Raw genomic sequence first — 24613 nt, 5'->3', positions numbered from 1 at the left:
TGGGAAGAATGAGTTTTTTTAAAAAGTTAAAAGAGAAGATTTCAAAACAAACAGATACTGTGACAGAGAAGTTTAAACAGGGATTAGAAAAAACAAGGAATTCATTTGCTGACAAAGTAAATGATTTAGTGTACCGCTATCGTAAAGTGGATGAGGACTTCTTTGAAGAGTTAGAAGAGATTTTAATCAGCGCTGATGTTGGAGTTACAACAGTAATGGAATTGATCGATCAGCTGAAAGATGAAGTGAAACGTCGTAACATTCAAGATCCGAAAGAAGTACAAGCTGTTATTTCTGAAAAATTGATCGATATTTATAAAGGTGAAGAAGGATTTAGTAATGAAATCAATATGCAGCAAGATCAATTAACAGTTATTTTATTTGTAGGTGTGAATGGAGTAGGGAAAACAACAACAATTGGAAAGATGGCCCATAAGTTTAAGTCAGAAGGAAAGTCTGTTTTATTAGCGGCGGGGGATACATTCCGTGCTGGAGCGATTGAGCAGTTAGAAGTATGGGGCGATCGCGTTGGTGTGGAAGTCATTAAACAAGGATCAGGTTCAGATCCAGCGGCTGTTATGTATGATGCTGTACAAGCAGCGAAAGCGCGTAAAGTAGATGTATTATTATGCGATACAGCAGGACGTTTGCAAAATAAAGTCAACTTAATGAAAGAGTTAGAAAAGGTAAAACGTGTTATTGAACGTGAAATACCAGGAGCTCCTCATGAAGTATTATTAGTAATTGATGCAACAACTGGACAAAATGGTTTAAGCCAAGCGAAAACATTCCGCGAGGCAACAAATGTCACAGGTATCGTTTTAACAAAATTGGATGGAACGGCTAAAGGTGGTATTGTATTAGCAATTCGCAATGAAATGGACGTTCCGGTTAAATTTGTTGGACTTGGAGAACAAATGGATGATTTACAGCAATTTCAACCAGAACAATATGTATACGGATTATTTGCAAATTTAGTAGAAAAAGACGAAGCGTAGGCGAAAAGAAGCGGTATTTCCGCTTCTTTTTTATAAAAATATAGAGATGTTAAGAAAAAAACTTGACACTATTTTAGAGTGCATGTAAACTAATTCATGTAAAGGGAAATCACTTAACAAAGGATGATCCAACATGCTCGAAAAAACAACGAGAATGAATTACTTGTTTGATTTTTATCAATCGTTGTTAACGCAAAAACAAAGAAGTTATATGTCGCTTTATTATTTAGACGATTTATCTCTTGGTGAAATTGCGGAAGAATTTGATGTAAGTCGCCAAGCCGTGTATGATAATATTAAACGGACTGAGGCGATGCTTGAAGAATATGAAGAGAAATTAATGCTACTTCATAAATTTCAAGCAAGGCAGCAACTTGTTGCAGAGCTAAAACAGCTTATCAATGAAGAAGAGCATGTGAATGACAAGATGAAACAAGTTGTTGAAGATATCGAAAAACTAGATTAGGAGGGCGGCAATATGGCATTTGAAGGATTAGCCGACCGACTTCAACAGACGATGCAAAAAATCCGCGGCAAAGGAAAAGTTTCCGAAGCCGATGTGAAAGAAATGATGAGAGAAGTTCGTCTAGCTCTTTTAGAAGCAGATGTTAACTTTAAGGTTGTAAAAGATTTTGTAAAGCGTGTGTCTGAGCGTGCTGTCGGACAAGATGTAATGAAAAGTTTAACACCTGGCCAACAAGTCATTAAGGTAGTACAGGAAGAACTGACAGGGCTTATGGGTGGAGAGCAAAGTAAAATTGCTGTCGCAAATAAGCCACCTACTGTCATTATGATGGTCGGTTTACAAGGTGCAGGGAAAACAACAACAACAGGGAAACTTGCGAATTTGCTTCGAAAAAAGCATAATCGTAAACCAATGCTTGTTGCGGCAGATATTTATCGTCCAGCAGCGATTAAACAGCTTGAAACATTAGGAAAACAATTGGACATGCCTGTATTCTCGCTAGGGGATCAAGTGAGTCCGGTAGAAATCGCAAAACAAGCGATTGCTAAGGCGAAAGAAGAACATCATGATTATGTTTTAATTGATACGGCAGGTCGCCTGCATATTGATGAAGAACTCATGGATGAATTAGCAAAAGTTAAAGAAGTTGCGAATCCTGATGAAATTTTCCTTGTTGTAGATGCAATGACAGGACAAGATGCGGTAAATGTTGCGAAAAGCTTCCATGAACAGTTAGGTTTAACTGGTGTTGTGTTGACGAAACTAGATGGTGATACGCGCGGTGGTGCAGCGCTATCTATTAAAGCGGTAACGAATACACCAATTAAATTTGCAGGTATGGGCGAAAAGCTAGATGCCATTGAACCGTTTCATCCAGAACGTATGGCCTCTCGTATTTTAGGGATGGGTGACGTTCTGACATTAATTGAAAAGGCGCAAGCTACAGTTGATGAAGAAAAGGCAAAAGAGCTTGAGCAAAAAATGCGTACGCTCTCGTTTACACTGGATGATTTCCTGGAACAACTTGGACAAGTGCGTCAACTTGGACCGCTTGATGAGTTATTAGGAATGCTTCCTGGTGCGAATAAAATAAAAGGGCTCAAAAATGCAAAAGTTGATGACAAGCAAATTGGGCATATTGAAGCAATTATTCGTTCTATGACAAAACTAGAGCGAGAACAACCGGAAATAATCAATGCTAGTCGAAAAAAACGTATCGCCAAAGGCAGTGGTACAACTGTACAAGAAATTAATCGTCTCCTCAAACAGTTTGAAGACATGAAAAAAATGATGAAGACGCTGACAGGCATGCAAAAAGGGAAGAAAAAAGGACTAGGTGGATTGAAGTTTCCATTTATGTAAGAGAAAAAAGATAGCTCTGTTAAGAAAAAATACTTTACAAAGCAATAGTCTTTTTGCTAATATAATTATCTGTGTGAAATAAATTCGGAGGTGCTTTATAAATGGCAGTTAAAATTCGTTTAAAACGTATGGGAGCTAAGAAGTCTCCTTTCTATCGTGTAGTTGTTGCAGATTCTCGTTCTCCTCGTGACGGACGTTTCATCGAGGAAATCGGTACTTACAATCCAGTTGCTCAACCAGCTGAAGTAAAAATCGATGAAGAAGCAGCATTAAAATGGTTAGGAAATGGTGCGAAGCCATCTGATACAGTTCGCAATCTTTTCTCTAGCCAAGGTATCATGGAGAAATTCCACTTATCTAAACAAGGTAAGTAATTGAGGTCATGACTATGGAAAGGTTAATCGAAACGATTGTCAAGCCTCTTGTAGATCATCCTGAAGATGTAAAGGTTATGCAGGAATTCCACAGCGGAGAGATAAAGTATCGATTAACAGTACATCCTGAGGATGTTGGAAAAGTCATTGGCAAGCAAGGGCGAGTTGCCAAAGCAATTCGAACTCTCTTGTATTCAGTGGGACATCATAATCATGAAAAAGTAACACTGGAAATTAAATAAGCATAAAAAGGGCGAGGAGTGATTTCCTCTCCCTTTTTTAACATGTAAAGAGAATTTGTATGCTCCGTATATAAAATGGAGATGCTGAATTTATATAGAAGCCAGAGGTGACATACTGTTTATGACAAAATGGTTTAATGTAGGAAAAATTGTAAATACCCATGGTGTGAGAGGAGAGGTTCGCGTCATCTCTCGCACCGATTTCCCAGAAGAGCGATATAAAGTTGGGAATACATTGTACATATGGGGAGAGAAAGGGACTGAACCTCTTCCGGTAAAGGTTACATCTCATCGTCAACATAAAACGTTTGACCTATTAACATTTGAAGGGTATAGCAATGTAAATGAGGTTGAGAAATTTAAAGGTTCCCTGTTAAAAGTACCAGAAGAGCAATTGGGTGAGTTAGCAGAAGGTGAATATTACTACCATGAAGTGATCGGTTGCAAAGTTGTAACGGAAAATGGTGAAGAGTTAGGGACGATTACGGAAATTTTATCTCCTGGTGCGAATGATGTTTGGGTAATTAAGCGTCCAAAAGGACAAGATTTGTTAATTCCATACATTGATGATATTGTATTGCAGGTTAATGTGGAACAAAAACAAGTGACCATTCATGTAATGGAAGGATTGCTATGATGAAAATTGACATTTTAACACTATTTCCAGAGATGTTCACCGGTGTATTTGGGTCTTCCATTTTAAAGAAAGCGCAAGAAAAAGAAGCGGTTGAACTTCGGGTCGTAAATTTTCGTGATTATACAACAAATAAGCATAATAGTGTAGATGATTATCCGTACGGTGGGGGCGCTGGTATGGTATTAACGCCCCAGCCTATATTTGATGCAGTAGAAGATTTAACAAAAGAAACGACACAAAAGCCAAGAATTGTATTAATGTGCCCACAAGGGGAAAGGTTCACACAAAAAAAAGCTGAAGAATTAGCTAAGGAAGAGCATGTGATCTTCGTATGTGGTCATTATGAAGGGTACGATGAGCGCATTCGTGAGCATCTAGTAACGGATGAAATTTCCATTGGTGACTACGTATTAACTGGTGGAGAATTAGCGTCAATGGTCATAACAGATAGCGTTGTACGTCTTTTACCAGGAGTATTAGGAAATCAAAACTCACAAGTAGAAGATTCTTTTAGTACTGGATTACTAGAACATCCACATTATACGCGTCCGGCTGACTTTCGCGGGATGAAGGTGCCGGATGTACTTATGTCAGGAAACCATAAAAAAATTGATGAATGGCGCCATAAGGAATCGTTGCGTCGTACGTATACGCGTAGACCGGATTTACTGGAAGGGCGCGAGCTAACAAAACAAGAAGAAATATGGCTTGAGCAAATAAAAGAAGAACAATAAAAACTTCATATATTTTCTATTGCAACAGGCCTAGCAATATGCTATCATAACATTTGTGCTACTGAAGGCAGTAGCTATATTAACGATGTTCCGCTGTAATTTATGAATGACTTTATAAGAGCATCTGTTTAAAGGAGAGAATTGAATATGCAACAATTAATTGCAGAAATTACAAAAAGCCAATTAAAAACTGATTTACCTTCATTCCGTCCTGGTGACACTTTACGTGTACACGTAAAAGTAGTTGAAGGTACTCGTGAGAGAATTCAGATTTTTGAAGGTGTTGTAATTAAACGTCGTGGTGGCGGAATTAGTGAAACGTTCACAGTTCGTAAAGTTTCTTACGGTGTAGGTGTTGAACGTACATTCCCAATTCACACACCAAGAATCGCGAAAATCGAAGTACTTCGTCGTGGTAAAGTACGTCGTGCTAAGTTATACTACTTACGTAACCTTCGCGGTAAAGCAGCACGTATTAAAGAAATTCGATAAGACATGTATGGGAGCTTGTAAATGCACAAGCTCCCTTTTTCCAATCTATATAGATTTTGATATAATGCGAGCAGCTTATAGAATTGTGGAGGGGTTATAGATGAAAAAGGAAAAAAGTTCGCTTTGGGAATGGATCAAAGCAATTTTGATTGCTGTTGTATTAGCGGGCGTTATTAAGCAGTTTTTCTTTGCGCCAATTCTCGTAGACGGTGTTTCGATGTCACCAACACTTCATGATCGGGATCGAATGATTGTGAATAAAATTGGATATCACATCGGTGAACCGAAGCGTTTTGATATTATTGTATTCCGAGCAACGGAGGATAAGGATTATATTAAACGTGTTATTGGCTTACCGGGTGATGAAATCGAATATCGCAATGATACACTATATGTAAACGGAAAACCTTATGAGGAACCGTACTTAGAGAAACAGAAAAAACAACTTGCTGATGCGCCGCTTACATATGATTTCAAACTTGAAGAAATTACAGGTAAGAAAACTGTTCCAGAAGGTCAACTATTTGTATTAGGTGATAATCGTCGTTTTAGTAAAGATAGTCGTAGCATCGGTACAATTAAAATGGATCAAGTAATTGGAAAAGCAAATGTATTATACTGGCCGTTAAAAGATGCACGTATTGTGAAATAAACAAAAAAGAAGGTGGCAACATGGCAATTCAATGGTTTCCAGGGCATATGGCAAAAGCTAGACGCCAAGTAACAGAAAAGTTAAAGTTAATCGATGTTGTAATTGAATTAGTAGATGCACGTTTACCTTTATCTTCTCGAAACCCAATGATTGATGAAATCATTACACATAAACCAAGGTTAGTTGTTTTAAATAAAGCAGATATGGCAGATGATCGTCTCACTAAACAATGGATTACATATTTTGAAGAAAAAGGTCATAAGGCAATTTCAATCAACGCTCAAGCTGGACAAGGTATGAAAGAGATTACAGCTGCATGTAAAGAACTTGTCAAGGAAAAGTTTGATAAAATGATTGCGAAAGGAATTAAACCAAGAGCAATCCGTGCATTGATTGTTGGTATCCCGAATGTCGGTAAATCGACACTCATTAATAAATTAGCGAAGAAAAATATTGCAAAAACTGGCGACCGTCCAGGGGTAACAACAGCGCAGCAATGGATTAAAGTTGGTAAAGAAATGGAGTTGTTAGATACGCCAGGAATTTTATGGCCGAAATTTGAAGATGAATTAGTTGGCCTTCGTCTTGCAACGACTGGTGCCATTAAAGATTCCATTTTAAACTTACAAGACGTCGCAGTCTATGCTCTTCGTTTTATGGAGAAACATTATCCAGAACGTTTAAAAGAGCGTTATAAATTAGAAGATATTCCAGAAGACATTGTTGAACTATTTGATGCAATTGGAAAAAATAGAGGCTGTTTAATGGGTGGCGGACTTATTGATTATGATAAGACTTCAGAGCTTATTCTTCGTGAACTGCGCGGTGGTAAACTGGGAAGAATGACATTTGAATCACCGGAGGAATTTGCAGAAGAAGCATAAGAAGACGTGCGGTTGTACGTCTTTTTTTTGAGTGTTTCAAAAAGGGGGACAGATCATGGGCAAATGGACAATTAAAGAAGCAAGTGAATTATTGCAAGAAATTGGAACGGAAGAGGATGAGCGCTTTCAAATATTATTGAAAGATGAGCGAAAAGGAATTCAAAATTTAATCTCCAAATGGCGAAAACAGAAGAAGAAAATGCAAGAAGAGAAAGAACAATTTCTAGAAATGTCTAAATATGAAAATGCATTACGCAAGCAGGGGATTTCCTATATTGCTGGCATAGATGAAGTTGGAAGAGGCCCCTTAGCTGGACCTGTTGTAACGGCCGCTGTCATTCTTCCAGAGGAATTCTATATACCAGGGCTAAATGACTCGAAAAAGCTCAGTGAAGCAAAGCGTGAGCTGTTCTATGATGAGATTAAAGAGAAAGCTATTGCAATTGGCGTTGGGATTGTCTCGCCTCAAGTGATTGATGAACTGAATATTTATCAAGCGACGAAACGAGCGATGTTAGATGCGGTTGCCAATTTATCTTATGCACCAGAGCATTTATTAATCGATGCAATGAAACTACCGACATCGATTCCTCAAACATCGATTGTGAAAGGAGACGCGAAAAGTATTTCTATTTCTGCAGCCTCCATTATCGCCAAGGTTACTCGTGACCGAATGATGAAAGAGCTGGGCAAAACATATCCTGAGTATGGTTTTGAAAAACATATGGGTTATGGTACGAAACAACATTTAGAAGCAATCGAGACATACGGAGTGCTAGAAGAGCATCGCAAAACCTTTGCTCCCATTAAAGACATGATAAAAAATAAGCTGTGAATCTACAGCTTATTTTTTTATTTTCGTATATGAACATTACTATTTTCCAAAAAGAATAAAGCGATTTCAGTTTTCTGACACTTTATTGTAGACATGGTGGCAATCATTTTATACAATGGCAATGTAATGTTTTTTAAACATTAAAAAATTTTTTGAGTAAAACAGGAAAACAGGGGAGGATGGGACCATGAATATCCATGAGTACCAAGGTAAGGCGATCCTTAGAAGCTATGGGGTTAGCGTTCCGAACGGGAAGGTTGCATTTACAGTAGAAGAAGCTGTAGAAGCTGCGAAAGAATTAGGCACAGACGTATGTGTAGTAAAAGCGCAAATTCACGCTGGTGGACGCGGCAAAGCCGGCGGTGTAAAAGTTGCAAAAAATTTAGACGAAGTTCGTACATATGCGGAAAATATTTTAGGTAGTACGCTTGTTACACATCAAACAGGTCCTGAAGGTAAGGAAGTAAAACGCTTACTTATCGAGGAAGGATGCGACATTAAAAAAGAATATTATGTAGGTCTTGTGTTAGATCGTGCAACTTCTCAAGTTGTTTTAATGGCTTCTGAAGAAGGTGGAACAGAAATCGAAGAAGTAGCAGAAAAAACACCAGAAAAAATCTTTAAAGAATATATCGATCCGGCAGTAGGTTTACAAGGCTTCCAAGCGCGCCGAATCGCATTTCATATCAATATCCCAAAAGAGCTTGTTGGACAAGCTGTGAAGTTTATGATGGGCTTATATCGCGTATTTATCGAAAAAGACTGCTCTATTGCGGAAATCAACCCACTTGTTACAACAGGCGACGGTAAAGTTATGGCACTAGATGCGAAATTAAATTTTGATTCGAATGCATTATATCGTCACAAAGACATTTTAGAGCTCCGTGATCTTGATGAAGAAGATCCAAAAGAAATTGAAGCTTCTAAATATGATTTAAACTATATTCCTTTAGATGGAAATATCGGTTGTATGGTTAACGGTGCTGGTTTAGCGATGGCCACAATGGATATTATTAAGCATTATCATGGTGATCCAGCTAACTTCTTAGATGTTGGTGGTGGCGCTACAGCTGAAAAAGTTACAGAAGCATTCAAAATTATCCTTTCTGACAAAAACGTAAAAGGTATTTTTGTTAATATTTTTGGTGGCATTATGAAATGTGATGTAATCGCAGAAGGCGTTGTTGAAGCAACAAAACAAGTAGGATTAGAATTACCACTTGTTGTTCGTCTGGAAGGTACAAATGTAGAATTAGGTAAGAAAATTTTAAATGAATCTGGTTTAAATATTGTTGCAGCAGAATCTATGGCAGACGGTGCGCAAAAAATTGTTTCACTAGTGGGCTAATAGAAAGCGGGGGAGAAAAATGAGCGTATTAGTTAATAAAGATACAAAAGTTATTGTTCAAGGTATTACTGGTTCTCAAGGTATATTTCATACAAAACAAATGATTGAATACGGTACAAAAATTGTCGGCGGTGTTACACCTGGTAAAGGTGGAACAGAAATCGAAGGTGTACCTGTATTTCATACAGTAGAAGATGCAGTGAAAGCAACTGGTGCGAATGCTTCTGTTATATACGTTCCACCTGCTTTTGCGGCGGATGCAATTATGGAAGCTGTTGATGCAGAACTTGATTTAGTTGTATGTATTACAGAAGGAATTCCTGTATTAGATATGGTAAAAGTTAAGAAATATATGGCAGGTAAACATACGCGTTTACTTGGACCGAACTGTCCTGGTATTATTACGCCAGATGAGTGTAAGATTGGTATTATGCCAGGATACATTCATAAAAAAGGTCATGTAGGTATCGTGTCTCGCTCTGGTACATTAACATATGAGGCTGTGCATCAATTAACGCAAGCAGGAATTGGTCAATCAACTGCTGTAGGTATTGGGGGAGACCCTGTTAATGGTACTGACTTTATCGATGCATTAAAAGCATTTAATGAAGATGAGGAAACACATGCGGTTATTATGATTGGTGAAATCGGCGGAACAGCAGAAGAAGAAGCTGCTGAATGGGTAAAAGCAAATATGACAAAACCTGTTGTTGGTTTCATTGGCGGTCAAACAGCGCCAGCAGGTAAGCGTATGGGCCATGCTGGTGCGATCATTTCTGGCGGTAAAGGAACAGCTGCTGAAAAAATTAAAACAATGGAAGCATGCGGTATTAAAGTTGCTGAAACGCCAGCTGTAATGGGTGAAACATTAATCTCTGTTTTGAAAGAAAAGGGATTATTTGAAACTTGTAAAAACTACTAATCTTTTTGAAAGGCACCTTCTAATTGAGGGTGTCTTTTTACCTATTTTTTGTTTACATAATAAAAATTATGGGTAAGGAGAATGTTTGTGAAGCGAGAACGATTACTCCATTTACACTATTTTTTAGCAGACCATTGGAAAGTATTAAAAAAATTACTTCATATGGATCCACAGTTAATAGATGTTTATAATTTTAGTTCGGAACAATTTGAACAGTATACAGGATTATCCCCAAAGCTATCATTTGAACTTGTAAATTTTCTTCAAACATCAACACCTCCGCAATGTATGCAGCATTTAGAAAAAAATCAAACGTTTTATGTCACAATATGGGATGAAGATTATCCTCGTTTATTAAGAGAAATACCAGATCCTCCTTTCGTTTTGTATGGGAAAGGACAAAGAGGGTATTTAAAGAACATCAATACGTTCGCAGTAGTTGGGACAAGAAAGCCGTCTTTATATTCGAGAGAAAGCATACAATCTATTTTACAACCACTGATAAATAAAGGATGGTTAATTGTGAGCGGATTTGCAAGCGGAATTGATACTATGGCTCATAGAATCGCAGTGGAGCAAGAAGGAGCGACTATTGCGGTGTTAGGACATGGATTACAGTATATGTATCCGAAAGAAAATGATCGTTTGTATGCAATATGGAAAAAACAAATGTTGCTATTAACCGAATATCCGCCGCATTATCCGCCGAAAAAATGGTATTTTCCTAAAAGAAATCGCATTATAAGTGGGCTTTGTAAAGGAATTTTAGTTATAGAAGCGAAAGCAAGAAGTGGCTCACTTATTACTGCCGACTTTGCTTTAGAGCAAAATAGAGAGGTATTTGCACTGCCAGGCCCTATATTTGTAGAGAGTGCGTGTGGAACAAATCAATTAATTCAGCAAGGGGCAAAACTTGTTCAAAACGCAAAAGATATACTCGAAGAATTTGTAAATTAACCGTATATTTTTATGTTTTTATTAAACAATTATTGACAAATGATAGATTGGCACTGTATGGTATACTCATTCTTGATTGACAAAAACAAGAGAAATCAATAAGATTAATGAAGACTTGAATCCACCTCTTAAGGAGGCACTAGCATGTCAGATTACCTTGTAATCGTGGAGTCGCCTTCTAAGGCGAAGACCATTGAAAAATATTTAGGAAAAAAATACAAAGTTGTCGCGTCTATGGGACATGTACGCGATTTACCTAAAAGTCAAATGGGGATAGAGGTAAAAAATAACTTTACTCCAAAGTATATTACCATTCGTGGTAAGGGTCCTGTTTTAAAAGAGTTAAAATCAGCGGCAAAAAAAGCAAAGAAAGTTTATCTCGCAGCCGATCCAGATCGCGAGGGAGAAGCGATTGCTTGGCATTTAGCGAACACGTTAAATGTTGACGTTGAGTCCGACTGCCGAGTTGTGTTTAATGAAATTACGAAAGATGCAATAAAAGAGTCCTTTAAACATCCTCGTGCGATCAATATGGATTTAGTAGATGCACAGCAGGCGAGACGGATACTAGATCGTCTTGTTGGCTATAATATTAGTCCTTTATTATGGAAGAAAGTGAAAAAAGGATTAAGTGCAGGGCGCGTACAATCTGTAGCGGTTCGCTTAATCATTGAGCGTGAACGAGAAATTCAAAACTTCGTTCCTGAAGAGTTCTGGACAATTAAAACAGAATTTGTCAAAGGGAAAGAAACATTTGAAGCAGCTTTTTACGGTGTAAATGGTGAAAAAGTTCAACTGACGAATGAAGCGCAAGTAAAAGATATAATTGAAAAAATAAAAGATAATGCGTTTTCAGTTGAAGATGTAACAAAGAAAGAACGAAAACGTAATCCAGCTTTACCGTTTACAACATCTTCATTACAGCAAGAAGCGGCACGCAAGTTAAATATGCGTGCGAAGAAAACAATGATGCTTGCACAGCAACTATATGAAGGAATAGACATCGGAAAGCAAGGAACCGTAGGTCTCATCACGTATATGAGAACAGATTCAACACGTATCTCTGAAACTGCGCAAGAAGAAGCTCGTTCTTACATCGCTGATGCATTTGGTTCAGAATACATAGGAACAGGGAAGAAAAAGGAAACAAAAAAAGCGAATGCACAAGATGCGCATGAAGCAATTCGTCCAACTTCTGTAATGAGAAAACCGGATGAATTGAAAAGTTTTCTAAGCCGAGATCAGTATCGTTTGTATAAATTAATTTGGGAGCGATTTGTTGCAAGTCAAATGGCATCTGCTATAATGGATACTGTTACAGCAAAGCTCATTAATAATGATGTTCAGTTCCGGGCGAGTGGATCTGTAGTGAAATTCCCAGGTTTTATGAAAGTGTATGTGGAATCAAAAGATGATGGTGCGGAAGAAAAAGATAAGATGTTGCCACCTTTAGAAGTGGGAGAAACGGTATTCTCAAAAGATGTAGAACCGAAGCAACATTTTACACAGCCGCCACCGCGTTATACAGAAGCGCGGCTCGTTCGCACACTTGAGGAACTTGGAATTGGAAGACCATCAACGTATGTGCCAACGCTTGAAACGATTCAAAAGCGCGGATATGTTGCACTAGACAATAAGCGATTTGTTCCTACTGAACTAGGTGAAATTGTAACGGAACTTATGTTAGAGTTTTTTCCAGAAATTATTAATATCGAATTCACTGCCAATATGGAGCAAAATCTCGATGAAATAGAAGAAGGAAAAGCAAATTGGGTAACAATTGTCGATGATTTCTATACAGAATTTGCGCCGCGTTTAGAGAAAGCGGAGAAGGAAATGCGTGAAATAGAGATTAAAGACGAACCAGCTGGGGAAGACTGTGAATTATGTGGTCACCCAATGGTTTTTAAAATGGGTAGATATGGGAAGTTTATGGCTTGTTCGAATTTTCCAGATTGTCGTAATACAAAGCCGATTGTAAAAGAAATCGGTGTAACTTGTCCGAAATGTGAAAAAGGACAAATTATTGAACGTCGAAGCAATAATAAGAAACGACTTTTCTATGGGTGTAGTACATATCCAGAATGTGACTTTGTATCTTGGGATAAGCCAATTGGTCGTAAATGTCCAAAATGTGAAGGAATGCTTATAGAGAAAAAGTTGAAAAAAGGCGTTCAGGTACAATGTATTTCGTGTGATTATGAAGAAGAACAACAAATGTGAGCGTAACTGCTCACATTTTTTTCGGGAAAGAAAAGGAAAGGTGATATAGATATGACAACACAAGTGGTAAAGGTCATTGGAGCGGGTCTTGCGGGAAGTGAAGCAGCTTATCAAATTGCAAAACGTGGTATCCAAGTCCATTTATATGAAATGAGACCTGTAAAGCAAACGCCAGCTCACCATACAGACAAATTCGCTGAATTAGTATGTAGTAATTCACTTCGTGCGAATACATTAACAAACGCAGTGGGAGTTATTAAAGAGGAAATGCGCCGAATGGATTCTGTCATTATTCGCGCAGCGGATGAATGTTCTGTACCAGCAGGGGGAGCATTAGCTGTAGACCGTCACGAGTTTGCAGCAAAGGTAACAAAATATGTGAAGAATCACCCAAACGTAACTGTAATGAATGAAGAGATTACAGAAATACCAGAAGGGCCAACAGTTATTGCGACAGGTCCACTTACCTCTCCAGCTCTTGCCGCGCAATTAAAAGAGTTGACGGGTGAAGAGTATTTCTATTTCTATGATGCAGCTGCACCAATTATAGAAAAAGACAGCATTGATATGAATAAAGTATATTTAAAATCTCGATATGATAAAGGAGAAGCGGCGTATTTAAACTGTCCAATGACAGAAGATGAATTCAACCGTTTCTATGATGCGTTAATAGCCGCTGAGACAGTACCATTAAAAGAGTTTGAAAAAGAAATTTTCTTTGAAGGATGTATGCCAGTTGAAGTAATGGCAGCAAGAGGAAGACAAACATTATTATTCGGACCGATGAAACCGGTTGGATTAGAAGATCCAAAGACAGGTAAAACACCATATGCGGTTGTTCAATTACGTCAAGATGATGCAGCGGGAACACTATATAATATCGTAGGTTTTCAAACGCATTTAAAATGGGGACCGCAAAAAGAGGTATTACAGTTAATTCCAGGTCTTGAAAACGCAGAAATTGTACGTTATGGCGTTATGCATCGCAATACATTTATTAATTCGCCAAAGTTACTTCGTCCAACGTATCAATATAAACATCGTGATGATTTATTCTTTGCTGGTCAAATGACTGGGGTAGAGGGATACGTAGAGTCTGCAGCTTCAGGTTTATTAGCTGGTATTAATGCAGCTCGTCTTCTTAAAGGAGAAGAACCTGTTGTATTACCATCTGTGACGGCAATGGGAAGTATGGCAAATTACATTACTTCGACAAACGCGAAAAATTTCCAACCAATGAATGCCAACTTCGGTTTATTTGCACCGCTAGAAAAGAAAATTAAAAAGAAACAAGAGCGCAATGAAGCATACGCAACACGTGCTTTAGAAACAATTCAAAATTTTGTAAATATTTAGTTAAATTTCTTGCAAAGGCTACTGAGTTGTGATACGATTTAGTAGCCTTTATTGGGGTGATTTATGTGAATGTGAAGAAATTGTTACAATTATTCGTTGGATATTTACAAATTGAAAGAAATTATTCAAAATATACAATTGCAAGTTATCAAAACGATTTAGAACATTTTGTGCAATTTATGGAACGAGAAGGTATATCCTCTTTTTTAGATGTTACATACGTCGATGTTCGGTTATATTTAACAACATTGCACGATGAAAAATTAGCCCGTAAATCTGTCGCAAGGAAAGTATCAAGCTTACGAAGTTTATATCGTTTTTTGATGCGTGAAGGATACCGAGAAGATAATCCGTTTGCACTTGCGTCACTCCCAAAAAAAGAATGGTCAATCCCAAAATTTTTATACGCTGAAGAGCTGGAGAAATTGTTTGAAGTTTCTGATACGAAGACCCCGCTAGGGCAAAGAAATCAAGCGTTATTAGAACTTATGTATGCAACGGGAATTCGCGTGAGTGAATGTGTAACTTTAAAGCTTACAGATATTGATTTCTCAGTGGGAACAATTTTGGTGATGGGAAAAGGGAAAAAACAAAGATATATTCCGTTCGGAAGTTATGCACAAGATGCTTTAATTACTTATATAGAAAACGGGAGAAAACAATTAGCTAAAAAAACAGAGGAATACTCTCAAATGGTGTTTTTAAATGCGAAGGGGGCCCCGTTAACAGATCGAGGTGTGCGCTATATTTTAAATGAGCTAATAAAGAAGACTTCTCTTACGATGCGAATTAGTCCACATATGCTGCGGCATACATTTGCGACACATATGCTTGATGAAGGTTCGGATTTGCGCGCGGTACAAGAGCTATTAGGTCATGAAAATTTATCAACGACACAAATTTATACGCATGTTTCGAAAGAAAGGTTACGTTCTGTTTACATGAAGCATCACCCACGAGCATAAATTGCTTTTAAAGCGAGAAAAACATATAAAAGGAGTTTTTTCTATGGGAAATTTCCATGCTACAACGATATTTGCAATTCATCATAATGGAAAGTGTGCCATGGCTGGTGATGGACAGGTGACATTTGGGAATGCCGTTGTAATGAAGCATACAGCTCGCAAAGTTCGAAAATTATTTCAAGGGAAAGTGTTAGCAGGCTTTGCGGGATCCGTTGCAGATGCATTTACTCTTTTTGAAATGTTTGAAGGGAAATTAGAAGAGTATAACGGGAATCTACAACGAGCTGCTGTTGAAATGGCAAAGCAATGGCGTGGTGACAAAATGTTGCGTCAATTGGAAGCGATGCTGATCGTTATGGATGAAACGACTTTACTTCTTGTTTCAGGTACAGGAGAAGTAATAGAACCAGATGATGGTATTTTAGCGATTGGTTCAGGGGGACATTATGCATTAGCTGCAGGGCGCGCATTAAAGAGGCATGCAAGCGAACATTTAACGGCGAAAGAGATCGCGAAAGCGAGTCTAGAAATTGCTGGCGATATTTGTGTATATACAAATCACAACATAATTGTGGAAGAATTGTAGAATCGTAAGGGAGGCATTTTATATGCATTTACATTTTACTCCGCGGCAAATTGTGGAAAAATTAGATCAATATATCATTGGTCAAAAAGACGCGAAAAAAGCGGTTGCGGTTGCGCTTCGAAATCGATATCGTCGCAGTAAGTTACCGGAAGATTTACGTGATGAAATTGCGCCGAAAAACATTTTAATGATCGGTCCGACAGGTGTTGGGAAAACAGAGGTAGCACGACGCATGGCGAAGCTTGTTGGCGCTCCTTTTATTAAGGTTGAAGCGACAAAATTCACAGAGGTTGGATATGTCGGTCGTGATGTAGAATCTATGGTGCGGGATCTTGTCGAAACATCTGTTCGTATTGTGAAAGAAGAGATGATGGTAAAGGTGAAAGATAAGGCGGAAGAGCAAGCAAATCAACGTCTTGTTGAGATTTTAGTACCAAGTCCCCAAAAGCAAACAGGGTTCAAAAATCCATTGGAAATGTTATTTGGTGGAAATCAAAATGTAAATCAAACATCTGAATCACAAGATGATACAGAAATCCAAAAGAAACGTCAAGAAGTTGAGAAACAACTTGCTGCTGGATTACTTGAAGAGGAAATTGTATCCATTGAAGTAACAGAACAACAGTCATCCATGTTTGATATGTTACAAGGAACTGGAATGGAACAAATGGGGATGAATTTCCAAGATGCACTAGGAAGTTTTATGCCGAAAAAAACAAAAAAACGAAAACTTTCTGTAAAAGAAGCAAGAAAAGTCTTGACAAATGAAGAAGCACAGCGCTTAATTGATATGGATGAAGTTACACAAGAGGCTGTTTATCGTGCTGAACAGCTCGGAATTATTTTTATTGATGAAATTGACAAAATTGCTGGTAAGCAGTCGAATAGCGTAGACGTATCACGTGAAGGTGTGCAACGTGACATTTTACCGATTGTAGAGGGGGCAAATGTTGCTACAAAATATGGATCAGTAAAAACAGATTATATTTTATTTGTTGCAGCCGGGGCATTCCATATGTCGAAACCGTCTGATTTGATTCCGGAATTGCAAGGTAGATTTCCAATAAGAGTGGAATTGACGAAATTGTCCGTAGACGATTTTGTGAAGATTCTTATTGAGCCAGACAATGCTTTAGTGAAGCAATATGCAGCGCTGTTGGCAACTGAAGGTATAGAAATTGAATTTTCTGACGAAGCTATTCGTAAGATTGCTGAGATTGCTTATCAAGTTAATCAAGATACAGATAACATTGGAGCAAGAAGACTTCATACGATTATGGAGAAGCTTCTTGAAGATTTATCATTTGAAGCATCTGAAATTACGTTAGAAAAAGTAACGATAACACCTCAATATGTAGAGGAGAAATTAGCGACAATTGCCAAAAATAAAGATGTGAGCCAGTTTATTTTGTAATAGTATCATCAGGTGACTCGCCCTAGTTTCCAAGTGATGAAAAATATGTGAGTAACATGTAGGAGGAACTTTTGAAATGGAATTATTAGCAAAAACAAGAAAATTAAATGCTTTATTACAAAGCGCAGCAGGAAAACCTGTAAACTTTAGAGAAATGTCTGACACAATGTGTGAAGTAATTGAAGCGAACGTATTCGTTGTGAGCCGTCGCGGTAAATTACTAGGATATGCAATCCATCAACAAATCGAGAATGAGCGTATGAAACAAATGCTTGCAGAGCGTCAATTCCCAGAGGAATATACACAAAACTTATTCAACGTTACTGAAACATCTTCAAATTTAGATGTAAATAGCGAATATACAGCTTTCCCTGTAGAAAACAAAGATTTATTCGGGCAAGGCTTAACGACAATCGTGCCAATCGTGGGCGGTGGTGAGCGTCTAGGTACATTAGTATTAGCTCGTCTAGGTCGTGAATTCTTAGATGATGATTTAATTCTTGCTGAGTACAGTGCAACTGTAGTAGGTATGGAAATTTTACGTGAAAAAGCAGAAGAGATTGAAGAAGAAGCTCGCAGCAAAGCTGTTGTTCAAATGGCGATTAGCTCTCTATCTTACAGTGAGTTAGAAGCGATTGAACATATCTTTGAAGAGTTAAACGGAACAGAAGGTTTACTTGTTGCAAGTAAAATTGCTGATCGCGTAGGAATTACTCGTTCTGTAATTGTGAATGCACTTCGTAAATTAGAAAGTGCGGGAGTAATTGAATCGCGTTCTTTAGGTATGAAAGGAACATACATTAAAGTATTAAATGACAAATTCTTACACGAACTTGCAAAATTAAAAACAAACTAATGTAAGTAAAAAGCTTTCCTCAAAAATGAGGAGAGCTTTTTTGTTTTGCGTGCCCAGCTTACTTGCTAGTGAAAGACAAGCTTAGGTAAGAGCCAAATCGCCTAGTAGCCGACAAGCAACTGGTGGAGAAATTCTAAGGTGGAATCCTTGTAAAAAAGTAATGGCTCCGTTTTTCTAGTCTACTTTATATAAAGTTTTGAAAAGAAAAAGAGTGGCTATACTGTAATTATATTGAGGAAACAGGTGAATACAATCAGAAGTAAAAAGAAAGTTTTACATTGATTGTATTTTCGGCTTGATTGTGATATTTCATTATGATATAGTAATCAGTGGTGTCAGTACAAAGTACACACGTTTGCTGATTTAAGTGTTGGTGCTACTTTTGTAGTTTCACTTAAAGATGAAGCGGACGGAGGATATCAAAAACCATTTAGGAGGAACTAAATTATGTCAGTAATTTCTATGAAGCAATTGCTTGAAGCTGGTGTTCATTTCGGACATCAAACACGTCGTTGGAACCCAAAAATGAAACGTTACATTTTCACAGAGCGTAACGGTATTTACATCATCGACTTACAAAAAACTGTGAAAAAAGTTGAAGAAGCTTTCAACGTAATGCGTAACATCGCTGCTGAAGGTGGCGACATTTTATTCGTAGGTACAAAAAAGCAAGCGCAAGAAGCGATTAAAGAAGAAGCAACTCGTGCGGGTATGTACTTCGTAAACCAACGTTGGTTAGGTGGAACGTTAACAAACTTCCAAACAATCCAAAAACGTATTAAACGTCTTAAAGACATCGAAAGAATGCAAGAAGATGGTACATTCGATGTACTTCCTAAGAAAGAAGTAGTTCAACTTAAAAAAGAGTTAGAGCGTCTTGAAAAATTCTTAGGCGGTATTAAAGATATGAAAGGTCTTCCAAGTGCATTATTCGTAGTAGACCCTCGTAAAGAGCGTATCGCCGTTGCTGAAGCACGCAAATTAAACATTCCAATCATCGGTATCGTTGATACAAACTGTGATCCAGACGAAATCGATCACGTAATCCCAGCAAACGATGATGCAATTCGTGCTGTAAAACTTCTTACATCTAAAATGGCAGACGCAATCCTTGAAGCAAAACAAGGTGAAGAAACTGTTACTGCGTAACAAATTTGGAAAGGTGATAAGGGGTTCGGCCTTTTATCACCTTTTTTTAAGGTATAAATACATATTTTAGGAGGATGAAAAGCATGGCAATTACTGCACAAATGGTAAAAGAACTTCGCGAAAAAACTGGCGCAGGTATGATGGACTGCAAAAAAGCTTTAACAGAAATGAATGGCGATATGGAGAAAGCAATTGATTTCTTACGTGAAAAAGGTATTGCTAAAGCTGCTAAAAAAGCAGACCGCATCGCTGCTGAAGGACTAACTTATATCGAAACAAAAGGTAACGAAGCTTTAATCTTAGAATTAAACTCTGAAACTGACTTTGTTGCGAAAAATGAAGGTTTCCAAGCTTTAACAAAAGAATTAGCGGCTCACTTATTAGCTAACAAGCCTGCAACTGTTGAAGAAGCGTTAGCTCAATCATATGAGAACGGTAAAACAGTAGAAGAGCACATCAACGAAGCAATCGCAAAAATTGGTGAAAAGATTACTCTTCGTCGCTTTGAAATTGTTTCAAAAACTGATGCGGATGCATTCGGTGCTTACCTACACATGGGCGGACGCATCGGTGTAGTAACAGTTCTTGAAGGTACTACTGATGAAGAAGCTGCTAAAGATGTAGCAATGCACGTTGCAGCAGTTAACCCTAAATATATCGACCGCGATGCTGTAACAGCTGAAGAAGTTGAACATGAGCGTCAAGTATTAACTCAGCAAGCTCTTAACGAAGGAAAGCCAGAAAAAATCGTTGCTAAGATGGTTGAAGGTCGTCTAGGTAAATTCTTCGAAGAGATTTGCTTACTTGACCAAGCATTCGTTAAAAACCCTGATATGAAAGTTCGTCAGTTCGTTGAATCTAAAGGCGGAACAGTAAAAGGATTTGTTCGCTACGCTGTTGGTGAAGGTATTGAGAAGCGTGAAGACAACTTTGCCGAAGAAGTAATGAACCAAGTAAAAGGTAACAACTAATACAGATTAGGGAACACATTGTGTTCCCTTTTTTAAAATAAAGATGTAAGTAATTGGAGGTTCATTATGACTAAACCGAAATATAATCGTGTAGTATTAAAGTTAAGCGGTGAAGCTTTAGCTGGTGAAAAAGGCTTTGGAATTAACCCAGCTGTTATTAAGTCAGTTGCGGAGCAAGTAAAAGAAATTGCAGAACTTGATGTTGAAGTTGCTGTTGTTGTTGGTGGCGGTAACATTTGGCGTGGGAAAATCGGAAGTGAAATGGGCATGGACCGCGCAGGCGCAGATTATATGGGCATGTTAGCGACAGTAATGAATTCATTAGCTCTTCAAGACAGTTTAGAGAACATGGGCATTCAAACGCGTGTTCAAACGTCAATTGAAATGCGTCAAGTAGCAGAGCCTTACATTCGTCGTAAAGCAGTTCGTCATTTAGAGAAAAAACGCGTTGTTATTTTCGCAGCCGGTACAGGTAACCCATACTTCTCTACAGATACGACTGCAGCATTACGCGCAGCAGAAATTGAAGCGGATGTTATTTTAATGGCAAAAAATAATGTGGATGGCGTATATAACGCAGATCCATCTGTTGATCCAACAGCTACAAAATATGAATCACTTACATACTTAGACGTATTAAAAGAAGGTTTAGGTGTAATGGATTCTACAGCTTCTTCATTATGTATGGATAACGATATTCCATTAATTGTATTCTCGATTATGGAAAAAGGAAATATTAAACGTGCTGTTTTAGGCGAAAATATCGGAACAATTGTAAGGGGGAAATAACTATGGGACAACAAGTAATTAAATCGTCAACTGAAAAAATGGAAAAAGCAGTTGCTGCTTATTCTCGTGAATTAGCAACAGTTCGTGCTGGTCGTGCTAGCGCGTCTATACTAGACAAAGTACAAGTAGATTACTACGGTGCACCAACACCAGTTGTGCAATTAGCGAACATCACTGTTCCAGAAGCACGTCTACTTGTTATTCAACCTTATGACAAAACTTCTATTGGTGATATTGAAAAAGCAATCTTAAAAGCAGATTTAGGATTAAATCCTTCTAACGATGGGTCAGTAATTCGTATTGCATTCCCTGCATTAACAGAAGAGCGCCGTCGTGAACTTGTTAAAGTTGTAAAGAAATATGCTGAAGATGCAAAAGTTGCTATTCGTAACGTTCGTCGTGACGGTAACGATGAACTTAAAAAGCTTGAAAAAGCTGGTGAAATGACAGAAGATGATTTAAGAGGATATACAGAAGATATCCAAAAAGAAACAGATAAATATATTGCAAAAGTTGACGAAATCGCAAAAAACAAAGAACAAGAAATCATGGAAGTGTAATAGCGATACCTTCGCAAATATGACCCTCTTCTTAAGGGGGTCTTTTTACACTTTTTGGCATACGTCTGCTTGTTGGAGGGTATGAATGATGTTAAAAAAGTTTCCTTTTTTTAAAGGTAAAAAGGTCACATCGTTTGACCATCTCATAGAAGAAGCAAAAAAGGGACACATCCCAGAGCATATTGCAATCATTATGGATGGTAATGGAAGGTGGGCAAAAAAAAGAGCGATGCCTCGTATTGCTGGACATCATGAAGGGATGCAAGTCGTAAAGAAGATTACGAAATTTGCTAGTAAACTTGATGTGAAAGTGTTGACTCTTTATGCTTTTTCTACCGAGAATTGGAAAAGACCGAAAAAGGAAGTTGAGTATTTAATGAAGCTTCCAGAAGAATTTCTAGGTACATTTTTGCCAGAACTAATTGAAGAAAATGTACAAGTTCGAGTAATTGGACAAAAAGATCGCCTTCCTATGCATACGCGCAGAGCAATGGAAAAAGCTATGGAAGATACAAAAGAGAATACGGGATTAATTCTTAATTTTGCGTTAAACTATGGAAGTCGCGATGAAATCGTTTCGGCTGTGCAACATATGATGAAAGATAGCGAAGAAGGAAAAGTGCGTTCAGAAGATATCAATGAGGAAATGATTTCTTCCTACTTAATGACAAGTGCTTTACCTGACCCAGACTTGCTTATTCGTACAAGTGGGGAAGTGCGTATCAGTAATTTCATGTTATGGCAAATTGCGTATACAGAGCTTTGGTTTACAAATGTGTACTGGCCGGATTTTACCGAGGAACATTTGCTGCATGCGATTACTGACTTTCAACAGAGAGGGCGCAGATTCGGAGGCGTTTAGAAAGAGAGGGTTTGGTAGTGAAACAGAGAATTATTACTGGAGTGATTGCTGCCGCACTATTCATTCCCATCGTATTTTACGGAGGGTTGCCTTTTACAGTTTTAGTGTATGCACTAGCTTCAATTGGATTATATGAATTGATTCGTATGAACAAGCTTCCACTTATTTCAGTGCCAACAGTTTTAGCTGCGGTATTGTTATGGACTATTTTAGTTCCAAGTAATACGATAGGAGCGTTTGATTGGATTGGGTTAGATAAATTAGAAATCACATTTTTGATTGTTTTACTACTTTTATCATATACAGTCCTTTCAAAGAATACATTTACTTTTGATAATGCTGCATTTTTATTAATGGCAACAACGTATGTTGCAATGGGATTCTTATACTTAAATGAGACAAGAATAGCAGGAATCCATTACGTGTTTTATGCATTATTTGTTATTTGGGCAACGGATTCAGGAGCATATTTCATAGGGAAAGCAATTGGAAAGAGAAAGTTATGGCCAGAAATTAGTCCAAATAAAACAATAGAAGGTTCACTAGGTGGAATTGTTTGTGGAATTGTTGTTGCATTTGTGTACAATCTATTCTTTCAAGTTCAAGAGAACATTGCAATGTTAATTATTGTAACAATTGCCATTTCAATATTTGGACAAATTGGTGATCTAGTACAATCAGCATTTAAACGTCATTACGGTGTGAAAGATTCCGGTACAATTTTGCCAGGCCATGGCGGTATTTTGGATCGAACAGATAGTTGGTTATTTGTATTGCCAATTTTACACTTTTTACATTTCATTTCATAAATGAACGAGGGGTTGGAATTATGAAAAACATTAGTTTATTAGGGGCAAGTGGCTCAATCGGAACACAAACATTGGATGTGCTACGTTCGCACCCAGATCAATTCCGTCTCGTTGCATTTTCTGTAGGGAAAAATATTGACTATGCAGTAAAAGTGATTCAAGAATTTTCTCCAGAGCTTGTTTCTGTCCAAAGAGAAGATGATGTTATCAAGTTACAAGCTATTGCAGGAAATACAAAGGTTGTACATGGGAATGAAGGTTTGTTAGAGGTAGCGCTTCATCCGCGTGCAGAAGTTGTGATAAATGCTGTTGTAGGTAGTGTTGGATTATTACCAACACTTCGTGCAATTGAGGCGAAAAAAACAATCGGAATTGCAAATAAAGAAACATTAGTAACTGCGGGCCATATTGTTATGGAAGCCGCACGTAAGCATAACGTATCGCTATTACCAGTTGATAGTGAACATTCAGCTATTTTTCAATGTTTGAATGGGGAAAATGAAAAGCGAATCTCTCGATTAATTATAACTGCTTCAGGCGGAAGTTTTCGTGATAAAACGAGAGATGAGTTACATCATGTGACTGTAGAGGATGCGCTTCGTCATCCAAACTGGTCAATGGGTTCGAAAATTACAGTTGATTCTGCTACAATGATGAATAAGGGGCTGGAAGTAATCGAAGCACATTGGCTTTTCGGCATCCCTTATGAGCAAATCGATGTTGTTCTACATAAAGAAAGTATTATACATTCTATGGTTGAATTTGAAGACCGTAGTGTAATGGCTCAGCTTGGCTCACCAGATATGCGTGTACCAATTCAATATGCACTTACATATCCTGATAGATTGCCACTTGCAGATACGAAGCAACTAAATCTATGGGAAATAGGAACATTGCATTTTGAAAAGATGGATCAAAATCGTTTTCGTTGCTTACGATTTGCATATGAAGCTGGAAAGATGGGGGGAAGCATGCCGGCTGTAATGAATGCAGCAAATGAAGTGGCTGTAGCGGCCTTTTTACAAAAGAAAATCGGTTTCTTAACAGTAGAAGACCTCATTGAAAAAGCAATGCACCATCACAATGTCATTGCACGTCCGAGCTTAGAGGAAATTCAAGAAATTGATGCGGCCACAAGACGGTTTGTGATGGAACAAATTTAGCAAAGGT

The 24613-nt window shown here is 37.9% G+C and carries 27 protein-coding genes; all 27 read left to right on the top strand.

Annotation, left to right across the window (positions count from 1 at the left end; genetic code table 11):
* Positions 1–8 precede the first annotated feature (8 nt).
* The 27 genes from ftsY (at position 9) to dxr (ending at position 24606) form a co-directional block, all read left to right on the top strand.
* Entirely contained in the window at positions 9–998 is a 990-nt protein-coding gene (gene ftsY, locus MR056_RS00245; protein ID WP_087098998.1) for a signal recognition particle-docking protein FtsY, read from the top strand.
* A 133-nt stretch (positions 999–1131) separates the two neighbouring features.
* A complete protein-coding gene (locus tag MR056_RS00240) occupies positions 1132–1464 on the top strand; it encodes a putative DNA-binding protein (RefSeq protein ID WP_012094941.1) in 333 nt (110 codons plus the stop codon).
* 12 nt (positions 1465–1476) lie between these two features.
* Positions 1477–2826 (top strand): signal recognition particle protein, encoded by a 1350-nt coding sequence (gene ffh / locus MR056_RS00235; protein WP_012094940.1) that lies wholly within the window; start codon positions 1477–1479, stop codon positions 2824–2826.
* 101 nt (positions 2827–2927) lie between these two features.
* The gene (gene rpsP, locus MR056_RS00230) at positions 2928–3200 is read left to right on the top strand and encodes a 30S ribosomal protein S16 (RefSeq protein WP_012094939.1); all 273 of its coding nucleotides are present in this window, start codon (positions 2928–2930) and stop codon (positions 3198–3200) included.
* Between the two features lie 14 nt (positions 3201–3214).
* Positions 3215–3442 (top strand): KH domain-containing protein, encoded by a 228-nt coding sequence (locus MR056_RS00225; RefSeq protein WP_012094938.1) that lies wholly within the window; start codon positions 3215–3217, stop codon positions 3440–3442.
* A gap of 121 nt (positions 3443–3563) precedes the next feature.
* Positions 3564–4079: a ribosome maturation factor RimM gene (gene rimM / locus MR056_RS00220; protein WP_012094937.1), complete on the top strand. Its 516-nt coding sequence runs from the start codon at positions 3564–3566 to the stop codon at positions 4077–4079.
* Positions 4079–4813 carry a tRNA (guanosine(37)-N1)-methyltransferase TrmD gene (gene trmD / locus MR056_RS00215; RefSeq protein WP_041810489.1) on the top strand — a complete coding sequence of 245 codons (735 nt, stop codon included), beginning with the start codon at positions 4079–4081 and terminating at the stop codon, positions 4811–4813. The genes rimM and trmD overlap by 1 nt, the downstream gene beginning before the upstream one ends.
* Before the next feature lie 147 nt (positions 4814–4960).
* Positions 4961–5305, top strand: a complete 345-nt coding sequence (gene rplS, locus MR056_RS00210; protein WP_012094935.1) for a 50S ribosomal protein L19 — start codon at positions 4961–4963, stop codon at positions 5303–5305.
* A 100-nt stretch (positions 5306–5405) separates the two neighbouring features.
* On the top strand, positions 5406–5957 hold the full coding sequence (lepB, locus tag MR056_RS00205) for a signal peptidase I (protein ID WP_012094933.1): 552 nt from the start codon (positions 5406–5408) through the stop codon (positions 5955–5957).
* 20 nt (positions 5958–5977) lie between these two features.
* Positions 5978–6841 (top strand): ribosome biogenesis GTPase YlqF, encoded by an 864-nt coding sequence (ylqF, locus tag MR056_RS00200; protein WP_012094932.1) that lies wholly within the window; start codon positions 5978–5980, stop codon positions 6839–6841.
* A gap of 55 nt (positions 6842–6896) precedes the next feature.
* On the top strand, positions 6897–7676 hold the full coding sequence (locus tag MR056_RS00195; protein WP_087098996.1) for a ribonuclease HII: 780 nt from the start codon (positions 6897–6899) through the stop codon (positions 7674–7676).
* A gap of 187 nt (positions 7677–7863) precedes the next feature.
* Positions 7864–9024, top strand: a complete 1161-nt coding sequence (gene sucC / locus MR056_RS00190; protein ID WP_048722001.1) for an ADP-forming succinate--CoA ligase subunit beta — start codon at positions 7864–7866, stop codon at positions 9022–9024.
* Positions 9025–9043: 19 nt separating this feature from the next.
* A complete protein-coding gene (gene sucD, locus MR056_RS00185) occupies positions 9044–9946 on the top strand; it encodes a succinate--CoA ligase subunit alpha (protein ID WP_012094928.1) in 903 nt (300 codons plus the stop codon).
* Between the two features lie 87 nt (positions 9947–10033).
* Entirely contained in the window at positions 10034–10903 is an 870-nt protein-coding gene (dprA, locus tag MR056_RS00180; protein ID WP_041809908.1) for a DNA-processing protein DprA, read from the top strand.
* Positions 10904–11047: 144 nt separating this feature from the next.
* Entirely contained in the window at positions 11048–13126 is a 2079-nt protein-coding gene (topA, locus tag MR056_RS00175) for a type I DNA topoisomerase (RefSeq protein WP_012094926.1), read from the top strand.
* Positions 13127–13177: 51 nt separating this feature from the next.
* Positions 13178–14482 carry an FADH(2)-oxidizing methylenetetrahydrofolate--tRNA-(uracil(54)-C(5))-methyltransferase TrmFO gene (trmFO, locus tag MR056_RS00170; protein ID WP_087098994.1) on the top strand — a complete coding sequence of 435 codons (1305 nt, stop codon included), beginning with the start codon at positions 13178–13180 and terminating at the stop codon, positions 14480–14482.
* A 65-nt stretch (positions 14483–14547) separates the two neighbouring features.
* Complete coding sequence (gene xerC, locus MR056_RS00165) at positions 14548–15447, top strand: tyrosine recombinase XerC (RefSeq protein ID WP_087095235.1); 900 nt, start codon at positions 14548–14550, stop codon at positions 15445–15447.
* 43 nt (positions 15448–15490) lie between these two features.
* Positions 15491–16033, top strand: a complete 543-nt coding sequence (gene hslV, locus MR056_RS00160; RefSeq protein WP_012094922.1) for an ATP-dependent protease proteolytic subunit HslV — start codon at positions 15491–15493, stop codon at positions 16031–16033.
* Positions 16034–16055: 22 nt separating this feature from the next.
* Complete coding sequence (hslU, locus tag MR056_RS00155) at positions 16056–17447, top strand: ATP-dependent protease ATPase subunit HslU (RefSeq protein WP_012094921.1); 1392 nt, start codon at positions 16056–16058, stop codon at positions 17445–17447.
* A 76-nt stretch (positions 17448–17523) separates the two neighbouring features.
* Positions 17524–18303 carry a GTP-sensing pleiotropic transcriptional regulator CodY gene (codY, locus tag MR056_RS00150; RefSeq protein ID WP_012094920.1) on the top strand — a complete coding sequence of 260 codons (780 nt, stop codon included), beginning with the start codon at positions 17524–17526 and terminating at the stop codon, positions 18301–18303.
* A gap of 447 nt (positions 18304–18750) precedes the next feature.
* Positions 18751–19452 carry a 30S ribosomal protein S2 gene (rpsB, locus tag MR056_RS00145; RefSeq protein ID WP_012094919.1) on the top strand — a complete coding sequence of 234 codons (702 nt, stop codon included), beginning with the start codon at positions 18751–18753 and terminating at the stop codon, positions 19450–19452.
* Positions 19453–19535: 83 nt separating this feature from the next.
* Positions 19536–20423 (top strand): translation elongation factor Ts, encoded by an 888-nt coding sequence (tsf, locus tag MR056_RS00140; RefSeq protein ID WP_012094918.1) that lies wholly within the window; start codon positions 19536–19538, stop codon positions 20421–20423.
* A 66-nt stretch (positions 20424–20489) separates the two neighbouring features.
* Complete coding sequence (pyrH, locus tag MR056_RS00135) at positions 20490–21212, top strand: UMP kinase (RefSeq protein WP_012094917.1); 723 nt, start codon at positions 20490–20492, stop codon at positions 21210–21212.
* A 2-nt stretch (positions 21213–21214) separates the two neighbouring features.
* Complete coding sequence (gene frr, locus MR056_RS00130) at positions 21215–21772, top strand: ribosome recycling factor (RefSeq protein ID WP_012094916.1); 558 nt, start codon at positions 21215–21217, stop codon at positions 21770–21772.
* Positions 21773–21857: 85 nt separating this feature from the next.
* Positions 21858–22634, top strand: coding sequence for an isoprenyl transferase (locus tag MR056_RS00125; protein ID WP_012094915.1), 777 nt, complete (start codon positions 21858–21860; stop codon positions 22632–22634).
* A 17-nt stretch (positions 22635–22651) separates the two neighbouring features.
* Positions 22652–23443 (top strand): phosphatidate cytidylyltransferase, encoded by a 792-nt coding sequence (locus tag MR056_RS00120; RefSeq protein ID WP_087098992.1) that lies wholly within the window; start codon positions 22652–22654, stop codon positions 23441–23443.
* A 20-nt stretch (positions 23444–23463) separates the two neighbouring features.
* Positions 23464–24606 carry a 1-deoxy-D-xylulose-5-phosphate reductoisomerase gene (gene dxr, locus MR056_RS00115; RefSeq protein ID WP_012094913.1) on the top strand — a complete coding sequence of 381 codons (1143 nt, stop codon included), beginning with the start codon at positions 23464–23466 and terminating at the stop codon, positions 24604–24606.
* Positions 24607–24613 lie beyond the last annotated feature (7 nt).

This window comes from Bacillus cereus group sp. BfR-BA-01360, assembly GCF_022663595.1.
GTDB lineage: Bacteria > Bacillota > Bacilli > Bacillales > Bacillaceae_G > Bacillus_A > Bacillus_A cytotoxicus.
Note: the sequence above shows the minus strand (reverse complement) of the source record. Positions and strands in the feature narration are given on the sequence as shown.